At 72.9% G+C, this 21654-nt stretch carries 22 protein-coding genes, 1 tRNA gene and 1 pseudogene; 10 read left to right on the top strand and 14 right to left on the bottom strand.

Going from position 1 to position 21654, the window contains the following annotated elements:
• Positions 1-24 precede the first annotated feature (24 nt).
• The gene (locus SLAV_RS19375) at positions 25-606 is read left to right on the top strand and encodes an Lrp/AsnC family transcriptional regulator (RefSeq protein WP_078950073.1); all 582 of its coding nucleotides are present in this window, start codon (positions 25-27) and stop codon (positions 604-606) included.
• A gap of 62 nt (positions 607-668) precedes the next feature.
• Here the strand turns inward: SLAV_RS19375 and SLAV_RS43675 are convergent.
• The 3 genes and pseudogenes from SLAV_RS43675 to SLAV_RS19360 all read right to left on the bottom strand — a co-directional run.
• Positions 669-905, bottom strand: a pseudogene (locus SLAV_RS43675) (hypothetical protein); the annotation flags it as partial.
• Positions 906-938: 33 nt separating this feature from the next.
• Positions 939-1526 carry a TetR/AcrR family transcriptional regulator gene (locus SLAV_RS19365; RefSeq protein ID WP_030225091.1) on the bottom strand — a complete coding sequence of 196 codons (588 nt, stop codon included), beginning with the start codon at positions 1524-1526 and terminating at the stop codon, positions 939-941.
• The gene (locus SLAV_RS19360) at positions 1523-3061 is read right to left on the bottom strand and encodes a 3-hydroxyacyl-CoA dehydrogenase (protein WP_037686231.1); all 1539 of its coding nucleotides are present in this window, start codon (positions 3059-3061) and stop codon (positions 1523-1525) included. Before SLAV_RS19360 ends, SLAV_RS19365 begins: the two co-directional genes overlap by 4 nt.
• Positions 3062-3229: 168 nt before the next feature.
• Here SLAV_RS19360 and paaN point away from each other — a divergent pair, with 168 nt between their 5' ends.
• Positions 3230-4912 (top strand): phenylacetic acid degradation protein PaaN, encoded by a 1683-nt coding sequence (gene paaN / locus SLAV_RS19355; RefSeq protein WP_030225096.1) that lies wholly within the window; start codon positions 3230-3232, stop codon positions 4910-4912.
• An 80-nt stretch (positions 4913-4992) separates the two neighbouring features.
• Here paaN and SLAV_RS19350 read toward each other — a convergent pair whose 3' ends face one another.
• From SLAV_RS19350 to SLAV_RS19330, 5 genes are all read right to left on the bottom strand, one after another.
• Positions 4993-5745: a Crp/Fnr family transcriptional regulator gene (locus SLAV_RS19350; RefSeq protein WP_051840227.1), complete on the bottom strand. Its 753-nt coding sequence runs from the start codon at positions 5743-5745 to the stop codon at positions 4993-4995.
• Complete coding sequence (locus SLAV_RS19345; RefSeq protein ID WP_100660914.1) at positions 5742-6032, bottom strand: hypothetical protein; 291 nt, start codon at positions 6030-6032, stop codon at positions 5742-5744. The genes SLAV_RS19350 and SLAV_RS19345 overlap by 4 nt, the downstream gene beginning before the upstream one ends.
• Before the next feature lie 557 nt (positions 6033-6589).
• The gene (locus tag SLAV_RS19340; protein ID WP_030225102.1) at positions 6590-7360 is read right to left on the bottom strand and encodes a TrmH family RNA methyltransferase; all 771 of its coding nucleotides are present in this window, start codon (positions 7358-7360) and stop codon (positions 6590-6592) included.
• A 10-nt stretch (positions 7361-7370) separates the two neighbouring features.
• Complete coding sequence (locus SLAV_RS19335) at positions 7371-8666, bottom strand: HTTM domain-containing protein (protein WP_051840282.1); 1296 nt, start codon at positions 8664-8666, stop codon at positions 7371-7373.
• Positions 8654-9328, bottom strand: coding sequence for a DUF5819 family protein (locus SLAV_RS19330; RefSeq protein WP_030225105.1), 675 nt, complete (start codon positions 9326-9328; stop codon positions 8654-8656). Before SLAV_RS19330 ends, SLAV_RS19335 begins: the two co-directional genes overlap by 13 nt.
• Positions 9329-9463: 135 nt before the next feature.
• On the opposite strand from SLAV_RS19330, the gene paaA reads away from it, so the two are divergent.
• From paaA to SLAV_RS19300, 6 genes are all read left to right on the top strand, one after another.
• Positions 9464-10468: a 1,2-phenylacetyl-CoA epoxidase subunit PaaA gene (gene paaA / locus SLAV_RS19325; RefSeq protein ID WP_030225107.1), complete on the top strand. Its 1005-nt coding sequence runs from the start codon at positions 9464-9466 to the stop codon at positions 10466-10468.
• Positions 10465-10749, top strand: a complete 285-nt coding sequence (paaB, locus tag SLAV_RS19320) for a 1,2-phenylacetyl-CoA epoxidase subunit PaaB (RefSeq protein ID WP_030225109.1) — start codon at positions 10465-10467, stop codon at positions 10747-10749. The genes paaA and paaB overlap by 4 nt, the downstream gene beginning before the upstream one ends.
• Positions 10746-11480, top strand: coding sequence for a 1,2-phenylacetyl-CoA epoxidase subunit PaaC (paaC, locus tag SLAV_RS19315; protein ID WP_030225110.1), 735 nt, complete (start codon positions 10746-10748; stop codon positions 11478-11480). The genes paaB and paaC overlap by 4 nt, the downstream gene beginning before the upstream one ends.
• Positions 11474-11977, top strand: a complete 504-nt coding sequence (gene paaD / locus SLAV_RS19310) for a 1,2-phenylacetyl-CoA epoxidase subunit PaaD (protein WP_030225112.1) — start codon at positions 11474-11476, stop codon at positions 11975-11977. Before paaC ends, paaD begins: the two co-directional genes overlap by 7 nt.
• A complete protein-coding gene (locus tag SLAV_RS19305; RefSeq protein ID WP_051840228.1) occupies positions 11978-13114 on the top strand; it encodes a 2Fe-2S iron-sulfur cluster-binding protein in 1137 nt (378 codons plus the stop codon). It abuts the gene before it with no gap.
• A 125-nt stretch (positions 13115-13239) separates the two neighbouring features.
• Complete coding sequence (locus SLAV_RS19300) at positions 13240-14382, top strand: acyl-CoA dehydrogenase family protein (RefSeq protein WP_030225116.1); 1143 nt, start codon at positions 13240-13242, stop codon at positions 14380-14382.
• A gap of 6 nt (positions 14383-14388) precedes the next feature.
• On the opposite strand, the gene SLAV_RS19295 is transcribed toward SLAV_RS19300, so the two are convergent.
• From SLAV_RS19295 to SLAV_RS19270, 6 genes are all read right to left on the bottom strand, one after another.
• Complete coding sequence (locus SLAV_RS19295; protein WP_030225118.1) at positions 14389-14733, bottom strand: rhodanese-like domain-containing protein; 345 nt, start codon at positions 14731-14733, stop codon at positions 14389-14391.
• Between the two features lie 59 nt (positions 14734-14792).
• On the bottom strand, positions 14793-15623 hold the full coding sequence (locus SLAV_RS19290) for a J domain-containing protein (RefSeq protein ID WP_030225128.1): 831 nt from the start codon (positions 15621-15623) through the stop codon (positions 14793-14795).
• A gap of 144 nt (positions 15624-15767) precedes the next feature.
• The gene (locus SLAV_RS19285) at positions 15768-17240 is read right to left on the bottom strand and encodes a DUF2252 domain-containing protein (RefSeq protein ID WP_030225129.1); all 1473 of its coding nucleotides are present in this window, start codon (positions 17238-17240) and stop codon (positions 15768-15770) included.
• Between the two features lie 68 nt (positions 17241-17308).
• Positions 17309-17956 (bottom strand): response regulator, encoded by a 648-nt coding sequence (locus tag SLAV_RS19280; RefSeq protein ID WP_030225131.1) that lies wholly within the window; start codon positions 17954-17956, stop codon positions 17309-17311.
• 20 nt (positions 17957-17976) lie between these two features.
• Positions 17977-19671 carry a sensor histidine kinase gene (locus SLAV_RS19275; protein WP_030225133.1) on the bottom strand — a complete coding sequence of 565 codons (1695 nt, stop codon included), beginning with the start codon at positions 19669-19671 and terminating at the stop codon, positions 17977-17979.
• A gap of 144 nt (positions 19672-19815) precedes the next feature.
• A tRNA-Leu gene (locus tag SLAV_RS19270) sits at positions 19816-19898 on the bottom strand.
• A gap of 294 nt (positions 19899-20192) precedes the next feature.
• On the opposite strand from SLAV_RS19270, the gene SLAV_RS19265 reads away from it, so the two are divergent.
• Both SLAV_RS19265 and SLAV_RS19260 read left to right on the top strand, forming a co-directional pair.
• Entirely contained in the window at positions 20193-21002 is an 810-nt protein-coding gene (locus tag SLAV_RS19265) for an FHA domain-containing protein (protein WP_030225134.1), read from the top strand.
• A 10-nt stretch (positions 21003-21012) separates the two neighbouring features.
• Positions 21013-21510 carry an FHA domain-containing protein FhaB/FipA gene (locus SLAV_RS19260; protein WP_030225135.1) on the top strand — a complete coding sequence of 166 codons (498 nt, stop codon included), beginning with the start codon at positions 21013-21015 and terminating at the stop codon, positions 21508-21510.
• The last annotated feature ends 144 nt before the right edge of the window (positions 21511-21654 follow it).

Raw genomic sequence — 21654 nt, 5'->3', positions numbered from 1 at the left:
TCCAGGAGAGGGAGGCAGTGGCCAATGCCGGATGAACAAATGGCCGGAGCGGGCTCCGCACCGGTCCCGCCGGGGAGCACCCCGGGGGCCACACCGGTACCGGCCGTCCCACCGCGTCCCCTGGATCCGATCGACCGGTCGATCATGCGGCTGCTCCAGGCGGACGGCCGCGCGTCGATACGGTCGGTGGCCGAGCAGGTGCACGTCTCCCGGGCCAATGCCTACGCCCGGATCAACCGGCTGATCGACGACGGGGTGATCCGCGGCTTCACGGCCCGCGTGAACCACGAACGCGCAGGTCAGGGCGCTTCCGCCTATATCACCCTGAAGATCGTCCAGAACTCCTGGCGGACGGTGCGCGAGCAGTTGCGCGAGCTCCCGGGCGCGGCCCACATCGCCCTGGTCAGCGGGGATTTCGACGTCCTGCTGCTGGTCCACACCCCGGACAACCGGACCCTGCGCGAACTGGTCCTCACCCGTCTCCAGGCCATCCCGGAGGTGCTCTCCACCCGCACCCTGCTGGTCTTCGAGGAGACGGACCTCCTGGACCAGGGCCCGAACCAGCCCCCCGTCACGGGCCCGCCGCCCGCGCTCGGCGAGGACTGACCGCGCTCCCCTACCCGACGGGCGGCCATACGGGGTCCCCGCCCGGCCACTGCGTCCCAGTTGTGCCCGTAGCAGCCGGGGAAGCCCAGCTCACGGGCGAACGCCCGGTGCAGGCAGCCCGCCTCGTGCAGCTCCTCGCCGTCCAGCCGCAGGACGATCCCGCCCGCGGCCCGCAGCTCCGCCCCGGCGGCGGCGACCCAGGGGTCGGCCGACGGGGTGAAGGTGACCCAGGGCGACCTGCGGCCGGTCAGGGTGGGCAGCGGCGGGGCGGGGTGCGGGTGCGGGTGCGGGCTCCGCATGCTCGCAACCCGTACGGGCCCCGCGCACGCGGATTACCGCGCTGTGCGCAGGCCGTCCAGGGCCATGCTGACCACGGCGTCGGCCAGCTGGTCGGGGGTGGTGCCCGGGTGCGGGCGGTACCACTCGACCAGGGAGTTCACCATGCCGAAGAGCAGGCGGGTGGCCAGCCGGATGTCGACGTCCGCGCGCAGGTCCCCGTCGGCCGCGGCGGCCTTGAGGAGCTCGGCCACCTGGTGGTCGAACTCGCGGCGCCGCTCCAGGGCCCAGCGCTCGGTCCGGGTGTTGCCGCGCACGCGCAGCAGGAGGGTGACGTACGGCAGCTCGGCGACCAGGACCTCGACCGTCCGGCGCGTGACGTACTCGACGCGCGCGACCGCGGGCCCCCGTACCGCCCCGGGCTCCTCCAGGACCGCGAAGAGCCCGTCCAGGGCCCGGCTGACGGCCCGGCGCAGCAGCTCCTCCTTGCCCGCGACGTGGTGGTAGATCGAGGACTTGGAGATGCCCGCGGCCTTGGAGAGGTGCTCCATGGAGGTGCCGTCGTAGCCGCGCTCGTTGAAGACCTGGACCGCGACGGTCAGCAGCGTCTCCGGGGTGTACGTGTCCCGCCTCGCGGTGGTCATCCGGTCTCCTCCGCCTCGTCCGCCTCGTCGTCCCCGCCGTCAGCGCCTTCCGCGTATCCGAGCTTGAACAGGGCCAGCGAGGGCGCGTAGCGGCCACCCGGACAGCGCTCGTCCAGGTGGTGCAGCAGGTCGTACGCCCAGTCGCGGCCGAGCCGGTCGTGCCATTCGGCCGGCCCCAGCGGGTAGTTGACGCCGAGCCGCATCGCGGTGTCGATGTCTTCCGCGGTGGCCACGCCGCGCGCCAGGGCGTCGGCGGTGAGGTCGATCAGCATCGCGACCGTCCGGGCGACGATCATGCCGGGGACGTCGCCGATGACGGAGACCTGCTTGCCGAGCCGCTGGAAGAGGCCGATCGCCTCGGCGAGGGTCCGCTCGGTGGTGTCCTCGCTGGCGGAGAGCGCGATCCGGGTGGCGCCGCGGTAGTCGAGCGCGAGGTCGAAGTAGACGACGTCGGCGAACTCGACCGCGGTCTTGCCGTCCGCGAGCACCAGCTGGCCCTCTCCGGGCAGCTGGATGTACGGACCCCCCTGACCGGTGGCCGTGACCGCGATCCCGGCCTCCTCCAGGAGCTCCGCCAGCTCCGCCGCCGGACCGAGGTCGCCGACGATCGTGACCTTGTCCGGCGCCTCCTCGGGGCCGGCCGTGTGCGGCGCGGGCACCTCGGCGCCCTCCCCGTACGGGAACCAGCCCTGTCCGGACTTGCGGCCGAGGCGGCCCGACTGGACCAGCCGGCGCTGCGCGAGCGAGGGGGTGAACTTGGGGCTCCGGAAGAACGACTCCCAGACCGAGCGGGTGACGGCCTCGTTGACGTCCTGGCCGATCAGGTCGGTCAGCTGGAAGGGGCCCATCTTGAAGCCGCCGCTCTCGCGCAGGACGGCGTCGATGGTGGCCGGGTCGGCGCCCTGCTCCTCGTACACCGCGAAGGCCTCGGCGTAGAAGGGGCGGGCGATCCGGTTGACGATGAAGCCCGGGGTGTCGGCGCAGCGGACGGGCGTCTTCCCCCAGCTCAGGACCGTGTCGTACGCGCGCTCGGCGGCGGCGGGATCGGTCGCGAAACCGCTGACCACCTCGACGAGCGGGAGCAGCGGGGCCGGGTTGAAGAAGTGCAGGCCGAGGAAGCGGCCGGGGTGGGCGAGGCCGGCGGCGAGCTCGGTGACGGAGAGCGAGGAGGTGTTGGTCGCCAGCAGGGCGTCCTGCGCGACCACCGCTTCGACCGAGGCGAACAGGGCCCGCTTGACGGAGACGTCCTCGACGACCGCTTCGATGACGAGCGCAGCGTCCGCGAGGGCGGCGAGGCCGTCGGCGGCGGCGATCCGGCCGATCGCGTCCTCGGCCCCGGCGCGATCCAGACGGCCCTTCGCGGCCATCCGCTCGACGCGCTCGCGCACGAGGGCGGCCCCGGCGGCGGCGAGGTCGTGGTCGATGTCGTGGATCAGCACGCGGTGACCTGCGAGAAGGGCCACCTGGGCGATGCCCTGTCCCATGGTTCCGGCGCCGATGACCGCCACAGTGCCGGACCGCTCGATTGCTGTCATGTCCTGATCCTCCCGCACCGGGTTGTCCACAGGTCCGCCGGGCCCTCTTGTCCCGACCGATCGTTCGGTTACTCTAGCTCCAGTCTGCTCTTCTTCACCCGCCCCCGCATCGATCTCAGCCTGCGAACCAGCCTGATCCTGCCCGGCTCAACGAGGAGTTGGTCCCTGATGGCCGCCGAGCTCACCCTCACCCAGCTGACCGAGAAGCACCGGAACACCCTGGATCAGGCGCTCGCCGCCATCCGAAGCCGGGCCTACTGGTCCCCGCACCCCGAGCACCCCAAGGCCTACGGGGAGACCGCCCCGGCCGACGGCCTCGCCGCCTTCGAGGCCGTCCGCGGAACCCGCTTCGACCTCGGCCAGCCCGGCACCGACGGCTGGACGGGCGGGGAGGTGTCCCCGTACGGCCCGGAGCTGGGCGTGGAGTACCCGCACGTCGACCCCGACGTGCTGCTGCCCGCGATGAAGGCCGGCATCGCCGCCTGGCGGGACGCCGGTCCCGAGACCCGCGCCCTGGTCTCCGTCGAGATCCTCGCCCGCATCTCCGCCCGCACCCACGAGTTCGCGCACGCGGTCATGCACACCAGCGGCCAGGCCTTCATGATGGCCTTCCAGGCGGGCGGCCCCCACGCGCAGGACCGCGGCCTGGAGGCCGTCGCCTACGCGTACGAGGAGCAGACCCGCGTCCCGGGGCAGGCCGACTGGTCGAAGCCGCAGGGCAAGCGCGAGCCCCTGGAGCTCGGCAAGACCTTCACGGCGGTCCCGCGCGGCATCGCCCTGATGATCGGCTGCAACACCTTCCCCACCTGGAACGGCTACCCGGGCCTGTTCGCCTCCCTGGCCACCGGCAACGCCGTCCTGGTCAAGCCGCACCCGCGCGCCGTGCTCCCGCTGGCGCTGACCGTGCAGGTCGCCCGCGAGGTCCTCGCCGAGGCGGGCTTCGACCCGAACCTGGTGGCCCTCGCCGTCGAGCGGCCGGGCGAGGGCATCGCCAAGACCCTCGCGGTCCGCCCGGAGATCAAGCTGATCGACTACACCGGGTCCACCGAGTTCGGCGACTGGCTGGAGACCCACGCCCGCCAGGCGCAGGTCTACACGGAGAAGGCGGGCGTCAACACCGTCATCGTCGACTCGACCTCCGACTACAAGGGGATGCTGTCCAACCTGGCCTTCTCGCTGTCCCTCTACAGCGGCCAGATGTGCACCACCCCGCAGAACCTGCTGATCCCGCGCGACGGCATCGCGACGGACGCCGGGCACAAGACGTACGACGAGGTCGTCGCCGACCTCGCGGCCTCCGTCGGCGGCCTGCTGGGTGACGACGCCCGCGCCAACGCGCTGCTGGGCGCCCTCGTCAACCCGGACGTCAAGGCCCGCCTGGAGGCGGCCGCCGGGCTGGGCGAGGTCGCCCTCGCCTCCCGCGAGGTGGTCAACCCCGAGTTCCCGGACGCGGTCGTCCGCACCCCGGTGATGGTCAAGCTGGACGCCTCCAAGCCCGACCCGGAGGCCGCGTACCTCTCGGAGTGCTTCGGCCCCGTCTCCTTCGCGGTGGCCGTCGACTCCACGGCGGACGCCCTCGACCTGCTGCGCCGCACGGTGCGGGAGAAGGGCGCGATGACGGTGGGCGCGTACACGACCTCCCCGGACACCGAGCGGGCCATCGAGGAGGTCTGCCTGGAGGAGTCGGCGCAGCTGTCCCTCAACCTCACGGGCGGGGTCTACGTGAACCAGACCGCGGCCTTCTCCGACTTCCACGGCTCGGGCGGCAACCCCGCGGCGAACGCCGCCCTGTGTGACGGCGCCTTCGTCGCGAACCGCTTCCGCGTGGTGGAGGTCCGCCGCCAGGCGTAGCCCGCCGACGGCCCCGCGGTCACCGCCCGCGGCCCCGCTCCGGGGCCCGGGTCCGCGACCCCGGGGCCGGCCGGGCCGCCTCAGGCGTACTCCGCGGGGCCGGCGGCGGACGCGGTGGCGGGAGCGGGGGCCCCGCCGGACGCCTCGATCTTCTCCAGGAGCTTGAGGTCGGGGAAGGTGAAGGAGCGGTACGAGGTCCGCACCGCCCGCTTGGCGCGCAGCGAGCGCAGCGCGTTCTCGACGGTGGCGCGGGAGAGCATGAGCGCCTGGGCCAGGTCCTGCTGCGAGGGCCCCTCGACCCGGTAGCCGTCCTCCGTCATGAAGCCGGACTTGTCCAGCAGCTCCAGGAAGAGCCCGCACAGGCGCTGTTCGGCGGGCCGCGCGAACATCCCGTAGACCCGGTCGCCGGTGCGCAGGCGCTCCGTGATCGCCACGCTCACCGCCCGCATGAGGGTGGGGTGCTTGCCCACCATCGACCGCATCACGTTCATCGGTACGGCCATCGTGACCGTGGTCGTCACCGCCAGGGCGAGGGGCGCCCTGGACGAGGCGAACACGTCGAGGTCGCCGAGGACATGGCCCTGGTGCCGGAAGCGCAGCGTCGACGCCTCGTGGTGCACGAGCTCCTCCGACACGATGCCGGTGTCGTTGAGGACGATGTGGACCGAATCCCCGCCCCGGAACGTCATGCCCCGGATGCGCGCCCCGCGCCCGTACTGGCGGACGCGGGACGCCTGGAAGATCTCCTGGCACAGCTCGGTGCTCAGCGACCGGAAGAACGGGTAGTCGCCGAAGCCCAGTTCGTGCCGCTTGAAGCGGCGGGCCGGGGTCACAGGACGGGCGTACTCGCGTGTGCACCGCCCGGCGAGGCCGGCGACGCCGGGGGAGCGACGGGCACCCGGGGAGCCGCGGGCGCGACGGTCGCGTAGGCCTCCGGAGCGGCCGGGTGCGGGCCGGCCGGCTGGAGCGAGGCGAAGACCGGGGGCAGTGCGAGCAGGACGCCGCCGACCGAGCCGATGACGGCGGGGATCCAGCGCGGGGTGGAGGTGAGGCGCCAGACGGTGGCCCCGAGGACGGCGGCCACCAGGCCCGTGATCATGACAGCGCTGAGGAGAAGCATATGAGCATCCCTTTTACTTGCCGATTCAGTTTGATTGGTAGGTGCAGCTTTTTGGCAGGCGCGGGCACAAAGCGCTTGGTGAGGGCGCGGCCCATGTACTCCGAAGGGAGAATAACGGACGCCACCGGTCATCACGTAACGTCTCCCTATGATCACGGAATCGATCATCCTGTTTGATTTCAGGGCGACTTGCCCCCAGGTGGGCGCACATGTTGTCCGGTCTTGGAACCCTCCCGGGCGCCCGGACCGCCGCCCGCCGGCCTGACACCGAGTGCCGCGGACACTTCCTGAATTCCGTGGTGCCGTACACCGAATTCCGGCCAACGGAGTGTCGAAATGCGTACTCGAACGCCGGTGCATGCCCCAGTTCTGGGGAATTTCCTGGCCGTTACCGCGCCCTCTCCCTAAGGTGAGGGAATCTTCGCCGAGGCCCTGTCGTTAGATACGTCGAGCTGAGTTGAGCCTGGTAGGTGCAGCGCAGCGGTCGGGCGGAGGTTGCGGGGTGGTCCCCCGGACCCCCGCCCGACCACATCCCGTGCGCCTTTTCCGGCCATGCGCTACCCGTCCGTAGCTCCCTGGTGGGGTCCGCCCCAGTGGAAGAGGGTCATGGCCACGCTGGTGGCCAGGTTGTAGCTGGAGACCTGCGGGCGCATCGGCAGGGACACCAGGTGGTCGGCGCGGGCGCGCAACTCCGGCGAGATGCCGTGGCGTTCCGAGCCGAAGGCGAGCAGGGCGTCGTCCGGGAGCGTGAGGGAACGGATGTCCTCGCCCTCCGGGTCGAGCGCGTACACCGGCCCGGAGGGGAGCTCCTCCAGCTCCATCCGGTCCACGGTGGTGGCGTAGTGCAGTCCCGCCCCGGCCCGGACCACGTTGGGGTGCCAGGGGTCGAGGTCGCCCCGGGTCACCACGCCGGTGGCGCCGAAACCGGCGGCGAGCCGGACGACCGCCCCGACGTTGCCGAGGTTGCGCGGGTTGTCGAGCAGCACGATCGGAGCCGGGCGGGGAACCGTGGCGAGGGCGGCCCGTCCGGCGTCCCGGTCGGGGCGCACGGCGAGGGCGGCCACGCCGGTGGGGTGCACGCGGGGGAGCAGCTCCTTGAGCGCGCCGGGCCGCACCAGCCGGGCCACCTCGGGGGCCACGTCGGGGGCCAGCCCGTCGGCGAGCGCCCGTACCGCGGCGGGGTCGTCGGCGACGGCCAGCAGCACCTCGGCGCCGAAGCGCAGGGCGTGCTTCAGGGCGTGGAACCCGTCGAGCAGCACCACCCCGTCCCGCCCGACCGCTTCCCGCCACTCCCGGCCGGCCTCACCGAATTCCCGCTGCTCACTCATACCGCCGACCTTACGAGCCTGCGCCGCCCGCCCCGACCCCGCCGTCCCGCTCCACCGGTTCCGACCCCGCCGGCGTCCGGGGCCGGGGGGTCCGGGGGCCGGGCGAGGGGCCCGGTCCCGGCCCGGTCCGGGGGCCGGGCGACAGGCGGCCGGGGAGCCGGGTCCGCGCGACCGTCGCCCCCGCCCACACCAGGAACGCCGTCGGCAGGAACACCGCGTCGGCGGCGATCATCGCCATCGAGAAGAACGGCAGTCCCAGCAGCACCGCGATCCCCGCGTGCTCCAGCATCATCAGCGCCAGCAGCACGTTCTTGACCCGCCGGTTGAACAGCGTGAACGGGAACGCCACCTGCACCGCCACCGTCCCGTACGACAGCAGCATCACCAGCACCCCGCTCCCCGCGAGCACGTCCGAGAGCTCCGGCCACGGCGCGAAGTAGTCCAGCCGGAGGGGGTAGTACAGCGCGGTCCCGTCCTGCCACCGCGAACCCTGGATCTTGTACCAGCCGGCCGTCGCGTAGATCAGGCACACCTCGGCCATGATCACCAGCATTCCGGCGTTGTGCAGCAGGTTCGCCAGCACGTCGAGGAAGGCCCGCCCCTCCCCGGCCCGCCTCGCGGCCGGCTCCCCGTCCGCCTCTCCCGACCGCTCGTGCTCTCCCCGGCCCGCTCCCGACCGCTCGTGCCGGTCGGCGGCCCACCACAGCGCCGGGCCCGCCCACAGCGCCGCGAAGGCCGCGAGCCAGCCGGCGCCGAACCGCCCGGTCACCGCCCCGTAGGCGAGGACCGCGCCCAGCACCCCCCAGAGCACCGGCCCCGCCGCCCCGGCCGAGGCCGAGCCCCGCCGGCGGGCCCGCCGCGCGTCGAGCGACCACACCTGCGCGCAGCGCGTCAGGACCAGGTAGACGGCCATGAGGTGGATGACGTTGTCCCCGCCGTCGCCCATGAACACGCTGCGGTTCTGCAGCGACAGCACGCCGACCATGAAGACGACGGACGTCGCCCGGGTCCGCCAGCCCAGCACCAGCAGCGCGCTCGCGAGCAGGGCGACGGCGTAGACGAGCTCGAACCAGAAGGCGGAGCCGGACCACAGCAGCACGGTGAAGGCGTCGTTGGAGGCCACCAGCCGCTCCGCCAGCCGCCAGCTCCACGGCCCGTCGGGCCCGTAGAGCCGGTGCCGGTCCGGGAACTCGCACAGGAGGAAGAACAGCCAGGTCCCGGCGAAGCCGATGCGGACCACGGCGCTCTGGTACGGGCCCAGCGCCTGCCCGGTGACCTTCGCGAGCGCCCGTCTCACACGGTCCACCACGGCAGCTCCCGGTAGTACGTCTGGGTGTCGGTCTTCTCGTCGCTCCAGCCCGGCGCGGGTACGGACCGGGTCGCCGAGCGCAGCTGGACGCGCAGGATCCGGCCGTCGCGGTAGACGGGGGCGAGCCGCTCCAGCGCGATGCGCCGCAGGTACTCCTCGGACAGCGCGCCGCGCTCGCCGGTCGGCTTGTCGTTGTCGTCGTGGGAGCCGGTGAAGAAGTCCCAGGCCCGGCGGAGCTCGTTCTGTTCGGTGTGGCTCGGCAGCGGATTGTGCCGGATGGCGGCGCCGTCCTCGGCGGACAGGTCGCGCCAGCCGCTGGTGACGAGCTCGCCGCCGCCGGTGCGGACCTGGGCGCGGACCTCGACGGCGATGTTCTGCTGGAGGGGGTTGGGCGCGAAGAGCTTCCAGTTCTGTTCGAACTCGGGGTAGATCCAGCCGTCGATCAGCGCCGCGTTGCGCTTGCTGACCGTGTTGGACGGGGCGACGTGCAGGAAGACGAGCGCCAGGTGGGTGCAGGCGGCGACGGCCACGGCCCCGAGGGCGAGGGCCGCCAGGACGCGGTACGGGGCGGACAGCCCGGCGATCCCGGGCCGTGCGGGGGGCGCCTTCCGCGGCCCCGGAGGGGCTCCTTCCACGGGCTCGTGCTCGTTCGAATCCATCCCGCCCCGATCATCCGGCGTCCACAGGGTTGCCCACAGAGGTTGACACCCTACGGGCCGCCGTCTCACCATTGAAGCGAATGAACCGAACGATCGGTCGGTCGGGCGGACGGCACACTCTGACAGGGGGCCGGGATGGTCGCAGTGACCCCGGAAACGGGCACGTCAAGCACAGCGGACGCGCGGTCCGGGGACCTCGCGGATCAGCTGCGGGCGTCCTTCGACGCCGCCGTGGCGGCGGAGGAGCGCGTGGAACCGCGCGACTGGATGCCCGACGAGTACCGCGCCTCACTGGTCCGCCAGATGGCCCAGCACGCCCACTCCGAGATCATCGGCATGCAGCCCGAGGCCAACTGGATCACCCGTGCGCCCTCCCTGCGCCGCAAGGCGATCCTGATGGCCAAGGTCCAGGACGAGGCCGGCCACGGCCTCTACCTCTACAGCGCCGCCGAAACCCTCGGGACCAGCCGCGACGAGCTCCTCGACAAGCTGCACGCGGGGAAGCAGAAGTACTCCTCGATCTTCAACTACCCCACCCTGACCTGGGCGGACGTCGGCGCGATCGGCTGGCTCGTGGACGGCGCGGCGATCACCAACCAGGTGCCGATCTGCCGCTGCTCCTACGGCCCCTACGCCCGCGCGATGGTCCGGATCTGCAAGGAGGAGTCCTTCCACCAGCGCCAGGGGTACGAGCTGCTCCTCGCCCTCTCCCGGGGCACCGAGGCCCAGCACGCCATGGCCCAGGACGCCGTCGACCGCTGGTGGTGGCCCTCGCTCATGATGTTCGGCCCGCCGGACGACGAGTCGGCGCACTCGGCGCAGTCGATGGCCTGGCGGATCAAGCGCCACTCCAACGACGAGCTGCGCCAGCGCTTCGTCGACATCGCCGTCCCCCAGGCCGAGTCGCTCGGCCTGACCCTGCCGGACCCCGACATCAAGTGGAACGAGGAGCGCGGCCACCACGACTTCGGCGCCATCGACTGGGCCGAGTTCTGGGACGTCCTCAAGGGCAACGGCCCCTGCAACGAACAGCGGATCAACCAGCGTCGCACGGCGCACGAGGAAGGCGCCTGGGTCCGCGACGCGGCCGCGGCGTACGCCGAGAAGCACACCAGCACCGGACGAGAGGTACAGGCATGACGCAGAACTGGCCCCTGTGGGAGGTGTTCGTGCGCTCGCGCCGCGGCCTCTCGCACACGCACGCGGGCAGCCTGCACGCCCCCGACGCGGAAATGGCCCTGCGCAACGCCCGCGACCTCTACACGCGGCGCGGCGAGGGCATCTCGATCTGGGTCGTGCCCTCCACCGAGATCGTCGCCTCCTCCCCGGACGAGCGGGACCCGTTCTTCGCCCCGTCCGCCGACAAGCCCTACCGGCACCCCACCTTCTACGAGATCCCCGAGGGGGTGCGTCACCTGTGAGCAGCACCGGCACCGAGAGCACCACCGCCACCGCGGCCGTCCTGGCCCTCGGCGACGACGCGCTGATCCTCTCCCACCGCCTCGGCGAGTGGGCGGGCCACGCCCCCGTCCTGGAGGAGGAGGTCGCGCTCGCCAACATCGCGCTCGACCTGCTCGGGCAGGCCCGCATCCTGCTGTCCATGGCGGGCGACGAGGACGAGCTGGCCTTCCTGCGCGAGGAGCGCTCCTTCCGCAACCTCCAGCTGGTCGAGCAGCCCAACGGCGACTTCGCCCACACCATCGCCCGCCAGCTCTACTTCTCCCTCTACCAGCACGAGCTCTACACCGAGCTCGCCGCCGGGAACGGCCCGTTCGCCCCGCTGGCGGCCAAGGCCGTGAAGGAGACCGCCTACCACCGGGACCACGCCGAGCAGTGGACGCTGCGCCTCGGCGACGGCACCGAGGAGAGCCGGTCCCGGATGCGGGCCGCGCTGGACGCGCTGTGGAGGTTCACCGGGGAGATGTTCCAGCCGGTCGACGGCCTGGACGTGGACCCGGCCGCCCTGGAGACCCGCTGGCTGGCCGCCCTGGGCGCCGTACTGGACCGGGCCGGCCTCGCCCTGCCCGAGGGACCCCGTACGGGCGCCTGGGCCGCCGGGGCGGGCCGCCAGGGCCTGCACACCGAACCGTTCGGGCGGCTGCTCGCGGAGATGCAGCACCTGCACCGCAGCCACCCGGGGGCGTCGTGGTGACCGCCGCCGCGCAGACCCGTCTGGAGGCGGAGCTGGCCGAGCTGGCAGGCTCCGTGCCCGATCCGGAGCTGCCGGTGCTCACCCTCGCCGAGCTGGGCGTCATGCGCGGCGTCACGATGCACGAGGACGGGCACGTGGAGGTCACCCTCACGCCCACCTACACCGGCTGCCCGGCCATCGAGGCCATGTCCGCCGACATCGAGCGGGCCCTGACCGGCCACGGCATACCCGACGTCCGCGTGACCACCGTCCTGTCCCCCGCCTGGTCGACGGACGACATCACCGCCGAGGGCCGCCGCAAGCTGGCCGAGTTCGGCATCGCCCCGCCCCGCCCGCACTCGGCCGGCGGACCGGTGCCGCTCACCCTGTCGGTCCGCTGCCCGAACTGCGGATCCACCGACACCGAGCTGCTCAGCCGTTTCTCCTCCACCGCGTGCAAGGCGCTGCGCCGCTGCGTGGCCTGCCGCGAACCGTTCGACCACTTCAAGGAGCTGTAGATGGCCGTGTCAGTGCCCCCGGCACCCGCCGGCAGCCCGCGCCCCGCCCGCCACGGCGCGTTCCACCGGCTGACGGTGGCCGCGGTCGACCGGCTGACGGACGACTCGGTGGCGCTGACCCTGTCCGTCCCCGAGGAGCTGCGCGCCGAGTACCGGCACGCGCCCGGCCAGCACCTCACGCTGCGCCGGACCGCCGGGGAGGGCGCGGAGGTCCGCCGCACCTATTCGATCTGCTCCCCCGCCCCGGCCGCCGACGGACCGGGCCCGGCGGTGCTGCGGGTCGGGGTGCGGCTGGTCGAGGGGGGCGAGTTCTCCACCTTCGCGCACAAGGAGATCGCCGCCGGGGACGAGCTGGACGTGATGGTCCCGGCCGGACGGTTCACCCTGGACCCGGCCGCCGCCCCGGCCGGGGCGCACTACGCGGCGATCGTCGGCGGCAGCGGCATCACCCCGGTCCTGTCGATCGCGGCCACCCTGCTGGCGGCCCGGCCCGACGCCCGGTTCTGCCTGGTGCGCGGCGACCGCACGGCCGCGTCGACGATGTTCCTGGAGGAGGTCGCCGACCTCAAGGACCGTTACCCCGACCGCTTCCAGCTGGTCACCGCGCTCTCCCGCGAGGAGCAGGAGGCCGGTCTGCCCTCGGGCCGGCTCGACGAGGCGCGGCTGACTTCCCTGCTGCCCGCGCTGCTGCCGGTCCCCGAGGTCACGGGCTGGTACCTGTGCGGGCCGTACGGACTGGTGGAGGGCGCGGAGCGGGCCCTGGGCGCCCTCGGCGTCGCCCGGACCCGGGTGCACGAGGAGGTCTTCCACGTCGAGGACACCACCCCGGCCGTCCCGGCCCCCACGAGCGCGGCGCCCGCCCACGGCCGGGTCACCGCCCGGCTCGACGGCCGCTCCGGCACCTGGCCGGTGCAGGACGGCGAGTCCCTGCTGGACGCCGTGCTGCGGGGCCGCGCGGACGCCCCGTACGCCTGCAAGGGCGGGGTGTGCGGCACCTGCCGGGCGTTCCTCGTCACGGGCGAGGTGCGGATGGAGCGCAACTTCGCGCTGGAGGAGGAGGAGACCGAGGCCGGGTTCGTGCTGGCCTGCCAGTCCCACGCGGTCTCCGAGGAAGTGGAGATCGACTTCGACCGCTGACCCTGCCCGCCCCCGCCTCCGGATCCCCCGACGGGCTGTGTTTTTCCCACGCCGTGTTCTATCTTGACGCACCGTCAGATCTGAACGGACACGACCGGGATCCGGTGCGCGCGGGAGGACAGGCAGTGGACTTCACCTTCACCGAGGAACAGCAGGCCGCGGTCGAGGCGGCGAAGGCCGTCTTCGCGGACGTCGCCCCCGACCGCGTGCCCAGCCCCGCACTCACCCCGGGCGCCGTCGCGGAGGAGTTCGACCGGCCCCTGTGGGCCACACTGGCCGGCTCCGACCTGCTGGGCCTCGTCCTCGCCGAGGAACACGGCGGGGCCGGCCTGGACGTCATCGCCCTGTGCCTCGTGCTGCGCGAGGCCGGCCGGGTACTGGCCCGGGTCCCGCTCCTGGAACACTGCGCCACGGCCATGACCGTCCAGGCCCACGGCGGCCCCGAACTGGCCGCCGCCCTGCTGGCCGACGCCGGGCGCGGCGCGCTCGTACTGACCGTCGCCGCCCACGGCCGCACCGGCCACGATCCCGCCGAACTGGCCGTCACCGCCCGCCGCGAGGAGGGCACATGGGTCCTGGACGGGCTCCAGACCTCGGTCCCGTGGGCGCACAGCGCCGACTGGATCGCGGTACCCGCCCACGGCGGGAACGGCGAGGCCGTCCTCGCGCTCGTCCCGCGCGACACCGCCGGGCTCACGCTCGCCGACCAGTACTCCACCAGCGGGGAACGCTTCGCCGAACTCACCCTGGACGGGGTCCGCGTCCCCGCCGCCCATGTGATCGACGCCCCCGGGGCCTGGGACCGGCTCCACCGGATCCTGACCACCGGCACCTGCGCCCTCGCCCTCGGACTCGGCGAGAAGGTGCTCACCATGACCAGCCGGTACACGAGCAAGCGCGAACAGTTCGGGTTCCCGGTCGCCACCTTCCAGGCCGTCGCGGTCCAGGCCGCCGACCGCTACATCGACCTGCGCGCCATGGAGGTCACCCTCTGGCAGGCCGCCTGGCGGCTCGACGCGGCGACGGACGGCGCGGGCGGCCCGCTGCCCGCCTCCGGCGATGTCGCCGTCGCCAAGATCTGGGCCTCGGAGGGCGTGCGCCGGGTCGTACAGACCGCGCAGCACCTCCACGGCGGCTTCGGCGCCGACACCGACTACCCGCTGCACCGCTACCACGCCTGGGCCAAGCAGCTGGAGCTCCAGCTGGGCCCTGCCGCGGCGCACGAGGAGGCACTGGGCGACCTGCTGGCCGCCCACCCCCTCGCCTGAGCGGACCTAGAGCACGAAGGCCGGGTTCCCGTTGTCCGTCACCATCGGGCGCCCCGCGCCCTCCCACGCCTGCATCCCGCCGTCGACGTTCACGGCGTCGATCTCCTGGCGCACCAGGTACTGGGTCACCTGCGCGGAGCGCCCGCCGACCCGGCACATCACGTGGACCCGGCGGCCGTCCTCGATGGCCTCGGTCAGCTCGCCGAAGCGGGCGACGAAGTCGCTCATCGGGATGTGCAGCGCACCCTCGACGTGCCCGGCCGCCCATTCGTCGTCCTCACGGACGTCCAGGACAAAGCCTTCGGCCGGCACCGAGGCGGCGTCCACCGAGGGAAGCGGTCCGAGGTTCATAACTGTCGCCTTCTCTCTTCGCGGGTCTCGCCCGCCAACCTATCGGAACCCGCGCACCACTAGGGGGTCCCGAAGGCCGCCAGCTCCGCCTCGCGCTCGGAGACCTGCGCGAGCAGCTGCTCCGCGATCTCCTCCAGCAGCCGGTCGGGGTCGTCGGGTGCCATCCGCAGCATCGCCCCGATCGCGCTGTCCTCCAGCTCCCCGGCCACCATCGACAGCATTTCCTTGCGCCGTGCCAGCCACTCCAGCCGGGCGTAGAGCTCCTCGCTCTCGCTCGGCCGCGGGGCCTGCGGCACGGGCCCGGCCGCCCACTCCTCGGCCAGCTCCCGCAGCAGCCCTTCCTCGCCCCGCCCGTAGGCGGCGTTGACCCGCACGATGAAGGCGTCCCGGCGGGCCCGCTCCTCCTCGTCCTGGGCCAGGTCCGGGTGCGCCCGGCGGACCAGCTCCCGGTACAGCCGGCGCACCTCCTCCGAGGGCCGCACGCGCTCCGGCGGCCTCACGGAGCGGTCGGTCAGCATCGCGGACGCGTCGTCGGAGATGCCGTCCGAGTCCAGCCAGTCGTGGAACAGCTCCTCCACGCCGGGCATCGGCATGACCAGCGCCCGCGCCTCGCGCGCCAGCCGCAGGTCCTCGGGGTCGCCGCTGCGGGCCGCCTTCGCCTCCGCGATCAGCGCGTCCAGCTCGTCCAGCCGCGAGTACATCGGGCCGAGCTTCTGGTGGTGGAGCCGGGAGAAGTTCTCGACCTCCACCCGGAAGGTCTCCACGGCGATCTCGAACTCGATCAGCGCCTGCTCGGCGGCCCGCACGGCCCGGTCGAGCCGCGCCTCGGGCCGCTCGTCACCGGAGGCGGCGGGCTCTTCGGGAACTGTCTGCTCGGTCTGCTCGCTCACCCGGCCAGCCTACGGCCAGCGCGGCGCGCCATGTTTCACGTGAAACACAGCTCACGTGAAACACAGCTCACGTGAAACACAGCTCACCTGAAACACGGCTCACCTGAAGCACGGCCCACCTGAAACACGGCGGCCCTCCGCCCCTCAGACGCCGAACTCCGCCGCTATCCGCCCCGCCCTGACCGCCGCCAGCAGGTCCGCGTGGTCGGCCTCGCTGCGATCGGCGTAGGCCACCGCGAAGGTGGCGACGGCCTCGTCCAGTTCCTCGTTCTTGCCGCAGTACCCGGCCAGCACCCGCGGATCCGCGCTGTGCGCGTGCGCCCGCGCCAGCAGGGCGCCGGTCATCCGGCCGTAGTCGTCGATCTGGTCGACGGCCAGCGCCGCCGGGTCCACGCTGCCCTTGCGGTTGCGGAACTGACGGACCTGGAAGGGCCGGCCCTCCACCGTGGTCCAGCCCAGCAGGATGTCGGAGACCACCTGCATCATCTTCTGCCCGGCCACCACCCGGCGGCCCTCGTGCTCCTCCTGCGGCGCGTGGAAGCCCAGCCCCGGCAGGTGCGGCAGCAGCACCGACGGCCGCGCCTCCTTCACCTGGAGCACCAGCGGCTCACCCCGGTGGTCCTGCAGCAGCACCACGTACGACCGGGTGCCCACGCTTCCGGTGCCCACCACCCGGAACGCCACGTCCTGGACCGCGTACCGGGCCAGCAGCGGGAGCCGGTCCCCCGAGAGGGTCTTCAGGTACGGGCCCAGGGAGGCGGCCACGGCCGCGGCCTCACCGTCGCCGACCCGGCGCAGCACGGGCAGCGCGTCCACGAAACGGCGGGCGCCGTCCTCCCCGGCCTCGGTCGACTTGGCGGCGAACCGGGCGGAGGTGTTGTTGCGGGCCTTCTCCGAGACCCGCTCCAGCGTGCCCAGCAGGTCGCGGGCATCGGTGTGCGAGACCAGTTCCTCGTCGGCGATGGCGTTCCACGCGTCCAGGGCGGGCAGCTTGGCCAGCAGCCGCATGGTCCGCCGGTACGCGCCCACCGCGTCCCGGGCGGCCGCCCGGCAGGTGTCCTCGTCCGCTCCGGCCACGCGCCCGGCGAGCACCAGGGAGGCCGCCAGCCGCTTGACGTCCCACTCCCACGGGCCGAACACGGTCTCGTCGAAGTCGTTGAGGTCCATGACCAGGCGCCCGCGGGCGTCCCCGTAGAGACCGAAGTTCGCCGCGTGCGCGTCTCCGCAGAGCTGCGCGCCCACCCCGGTGACCGGCCCGGCGGACAGGTCGTGGGCCATCAGGCCGGCCGCCCCGCGCAGGAACGCGAAGGGGTTGGCGGCCATCCGGCCCACGCGTATCGGGGTCAGCTCGGCGACGCGGCCGACGTTGGACTCCTCCACCGCGCGCACCGCGTCGGGGCGCCCGGCGGGAACCTCGAAGTGCGCCTGGACCGCCCGCGGCACCCGCGCCCGCAGCGCCTTCCCGGCCTCCTTCGCGGAGCCCGGCAGGGCCCTCGACGCGAAGCCCTCGACGCGGGGTATCCGCCCGCTTCCCCGTCCCGCCGCCGCACCGGCCGCACCGTCCACGGATCCCGCGTCCGCCACGTCGCCCGTCTGCTGCTTCGGTACCGTCACCATCCGCGCTGCCCCCGCACTGTTCGCGCCCCATCGGCATCGGTCGCCGATCAAGTCGGCCCGAACGGTACCTACAGCCCGGCGTCCCTGGCCAGCAGGGCCGCCTGAACCCGGTTCTCGCACTCCAGCTTGGCCAGGATCCGGCTCACGTACGTCTTCACCGTCGCCTCGCTCATGTGCAGCCTGCGGCCCGCGTCCGCGTTGGACAGCCCCTCCCCGAGCAGTGCCAGCACACCGCGCTCCCGCTCGCTGAGCCCGTCCACCCGCCGCCGGGCCGCCTCGCCGCGCCCGGCGGCCCGCCCGGTCGCCAGCTGGTCCACGACGTGCCGGGTCGCGGCGGGGGAGAGGTAGGCGTCCCCGGCGGCGGCCGCCCGGACCGCTCCGATCAGCTCGCCCGGCGCCGAGTCCTTCAGCAGGAAGCCCGCACCGCCCTCGCCGAGCGCCCGCAGCACGTTCTCCTTCTCCCCGAAGGTGGTCAGGATCAGCGCCCGCACGCCCGGTGCCGCCCGGCCCAGCTCCCCCAGCGCGGTCAGTCCGTCCATCACGGGCATCTGGATGTCCAGGAGCATCACGTCCGGGGCGTGCGAGCGGGCCAGCTCCACCGCCTCCCGGCCGTTGGCCCCCTCCGCGACGACCTCGATGTCCGGCGCCGAGGTCAGGATCATCCTGATCCCGGCCCGGATCAGCGGCTCGTCGTCAGCGATCACCACTCGGATCACCTTGGCTGTCACCCGCGCTCCTACTGCTTGACCTCGTACGCCTGCTTGTCCACGAGCTTGCCGCCCCGGAAGCAGAACCGGAAAACCGAGTCGTTGGTCAACGTCGAGGAGTCCTCCGTCGACAGCAGGGCCAGACAGTCCGTGCCCTCCGGCCGGGGCGGCCCCTTGCGGTCCAGCCCCGTGGTCAGGACGCTGTCCCCGTCCGGCAGCCGGTCGCGGACGGACTTCTCCGAATCGCCCACGCTGACGGAGTCGTACTCCTCCTTGCTGATCATCGCCTTGTTCACGCTGCCCAGCAGCAGCGTCATCCCGGCCCCCAGCACGATGATCAGCAGCACCACCGCCGCGACGGCTATCCCGCAGCCCATCGCGACGCCCCCGGTCCGGCTGCGCACCGGCACGGCCAGTTCACGGTCCACCGCCGCCCAGTCCATCGGCGGCGCGGTGCGCCGTACCGAGGCACGGGCCTGGGAACGCTGCCCGAAGTCGTCGGCCACGTCCTCCTCGGCCACCCCCGCCGGCTCCGTCCCGTACGGCAGCACACCGGCCACCCGGAAGCCACCGCCCTCGGTGGCGCCCGCGTGCACCATGCCGCCGACCAGCCGGGCCCGTTCCCGCAGCCCCGTCAGCCCCTGCCCGCCGGAGATCACCTCGCCGGGCCCCGGGGCGGCCGCCGGACCGTTGGCGATCTCCACGACCAGCGAATCGTCCTCGTAGCGCAGCTCCACGGTGATCGCCGCCCCGGGCGCGTGCTTGTAGGCGTTGGTCAGCGCCTCCTGCACGATCCGGTACGCCGCGTGGTCGCAGGCCGCGACCAGCGGCCGGGGCCGGCCGGCCGTGCCGAGCCGTACGTCGGTCCCCGCAGCCCGCGCCGCCTCCACGATCCCGGCGATCCCGGCGACCCCCCGCGCCGCCGGCTGGGCCTCCTCCACCACGGGCGGAGCCTCCACCCCGTCCCGCAGGATCCCGACGACCTCGCGCAGCTCGTGCATCGCCGCGACGGAGGCCTGCCGCAGCACCCCGACGGCCTCGCGCTGGCGGTCGGTCAGGGCGGGGTCCACCTCCAGCGCCCCGGTGTGCACCGAGATCAGCGCCAGCTGGTGGCCCAGGCTGTCGTGCATGTCCTGGGCGATCCGCTGGCGCTCCCGCAGCCGGGCCTGCCCGGCCACCATCGTCCGCTCGCGCAGCAGTTGGTCGTTGCGCTCCTGGAGCGCGCTCAGCAGCGTCCGGCGCTGGTACCAGTACCGGCTGGCCAGACCGGGCATGACGGTCGCCGCCAGGAACAACAGGGTGGAGAAGACGACGATCAGCAGCGGCCGCGTCTGGGACCACTGGTCGTACAGGCCGAGGCCGACCTCGGCGAGGAAGGCCAGCACGAAGGCCGTCAGGGCCCGCCCCACGCCGACGATCCGCCGGCCCGCCGACCAGCCCAGCACGACCGTCACCAGGAACACACCGGGCAGGAACGCGCTCGCCGCCGCCCCCAGCACCAGGGTGGCCGCCGGCAGCCTGCGCCGCAGCAGCATGAGCGCCACGATGGCCAGCACCCCGAGGACCATCTTCTGGCCGGAGCTGTTGCTGAGTTCGTCGACGCCCAGGCCGAGCAGGGCCAGTACGGCGGCGATCGTCAGGTCCCCCGCGAAGGCGCGCCCCGACCAGGGCTCAGGCCCCTTCAGCCACTCCCAGCCCGCCCGTACTCCCGCCTTGGCATCCACCCGACCGACCCTAGACACCGATCCGCGCGCCCGTCCGCCGACTTTCGTCGCGTCCCGCCCGACGAAAGTCGGCCGCCGCGGTGCGCGCGGGCACAACGAAGAACCCCCGCTCCGGATTTCTCCGAAGCGGGGGTTCTCCCGATGTGGGCGAGGGGGGATTTGAACCCCCACGTCCCGAAGGACACTGGCACCTGAAGCCAGCGCGTCTGCCGTTCCGCCACTCGCCCGAGCAGCTCCCCAGTGGACTTCCCTTTCGGGCCGTTCCCCTGGCGACGAACGAAAGATTAGCACGTCATCCGGGGTGGATTCACATCCCTTTCCCGGACCCCCCTCACGTCCTCCGGGACCGGCCCCTCCCGGACTCCCCTCCGGGTGCGGGACACTGTCCCTGGAGCGCCCCTACGATCCCTTGTGAGTACCAACACTCCTGTACACGGGACCGAAGGGGAACCAGCCGAATCCGCCACGCGTGGATACGATCAGTAAGCAGTACAGGGCGACAACGACGGAGGAGGTGCCCCATGGGAGTTCTGAAGCGGTTCGAGCAGCGACTCGAAGGTCTGGTGAACGGCACCTTCGCCAAGGTGTTCAAGTCCGAGGTCCAGCCGGTGGAGATCGCCGGAGCCCTCCAGCGGGAGTGCGACAACAACGCCACCATCTGGAACCGCGAGCGGACCGTCGTGCCCAACGACTTCATCGTGGAGCTCAGCACCGGCGACTACGAGCGCCTCAGCCCGTACTCCGGCCAGCTCGGCGACGAGCTCGCGGGCCTCGTCCGCGACTACGCCAAGCAGCAGCGCTACAGCTTCATGGGCCCCATCAAGGTCCACCTGGAGAAGGCGGACGACCTCGACACCGGTCTGTACCGGGTCCGCAGTCGCACCCTCGCCTCCAGCACCTCCCAGGACGCGCCGCAGGCCCCCCAGGGCCAGCAGCAGGGCGGTTACGGCTACCCGCCGGTCGCCGCCCCGCCCATGCCGTCCGGACCGCCTCCGGGCGGACCGGGCGCACGCGCCGGCGGGGGTCCCGTACCTCCCGGCGTACCGGGCACCACCCGGCGTTGGATCGAGATCAACGGCACCCGCCACCAGATCTCGCGCCCCACGCTCGTACTCGGCCGCAGCACCGAGGCCGATGTGCGGATCGACGACCCCGGCGTCTCGCGCCGGCACTGTGAGATCCGGACCGGAACACCCCCGACGATCCAGGATCTCGGGTCCACCAACGGCATCGTGGTGGACGGGCAGCACACCACCCGCGCTACGCTCCGCGACGGCTCGCGGATCGTCGTGGGCAGCACCACCATCATTTACCGGCAAGCCGAAGGGTGAAGCGGGGGCAATGTCAGAGCTGACCCTGACGGTCATGCGGTTGGGTTTCCTGGCCGTTCTGTGGCTGTTCGTCATCGTGGCCGTTCAGGTCATCCGCAGTGATCTCTTCGGTACGAGAGTCACGCAGCGCGGCTCCCGCCGCGGAGGGGCCCCGGCCGCTCCGCAGCAGCCGGGGCGGCAGTCCGCGCCCCCGCAGCAGCGCCAGCGCCGCGGTGCGCCGACCAAGCTGGTCGTCTCCGAGGGCACCCTCACGGGAACCACGGTGGCCCTCGCCGGCCAGACGATCACGCTGGGCCGCGCCCACGACTCGACGATCGTGCTGGACGACGACTACGCCTCCAGCCGGCATGCCAGGATCTACCCCGACCGTGACGGCCAGTGGATCGTCGAGGATCTCGGGTCCACGAACGGCACCTATCTCGACCGGACCCGGCTGACCACCCCGACGCCCATTCCGCCGGGCGCCCCGATCCGCATCGGCAAGACCGTCATCGAGCTGCGGAAGTAGTACGAGAATGAGCGAGCGGAGCGAGCGAGCCGCGGCGGTCCGTCCCACCGGGGACCCGGACCCGCGCGCGCTCCCGACCGGAGGGTGGGCAGTGTGGCTCGTCGAGACCGGTTGTACCCCGAGGCATCGTCGACAGGGCAGGTG

This window comes from Streptomyces lavendulae subsp. lavendulae, from assembly GCF_002803845.1.
GTDB lineage: Bacteria > Actinomycetota > Actinomycetes > Streptomycetales > Streptomycetaceae > Streptomyces > Streptomyces lavendulae.
This window is presented reverse-complemented; position numbering and strand designations above follow the sequence as displayed.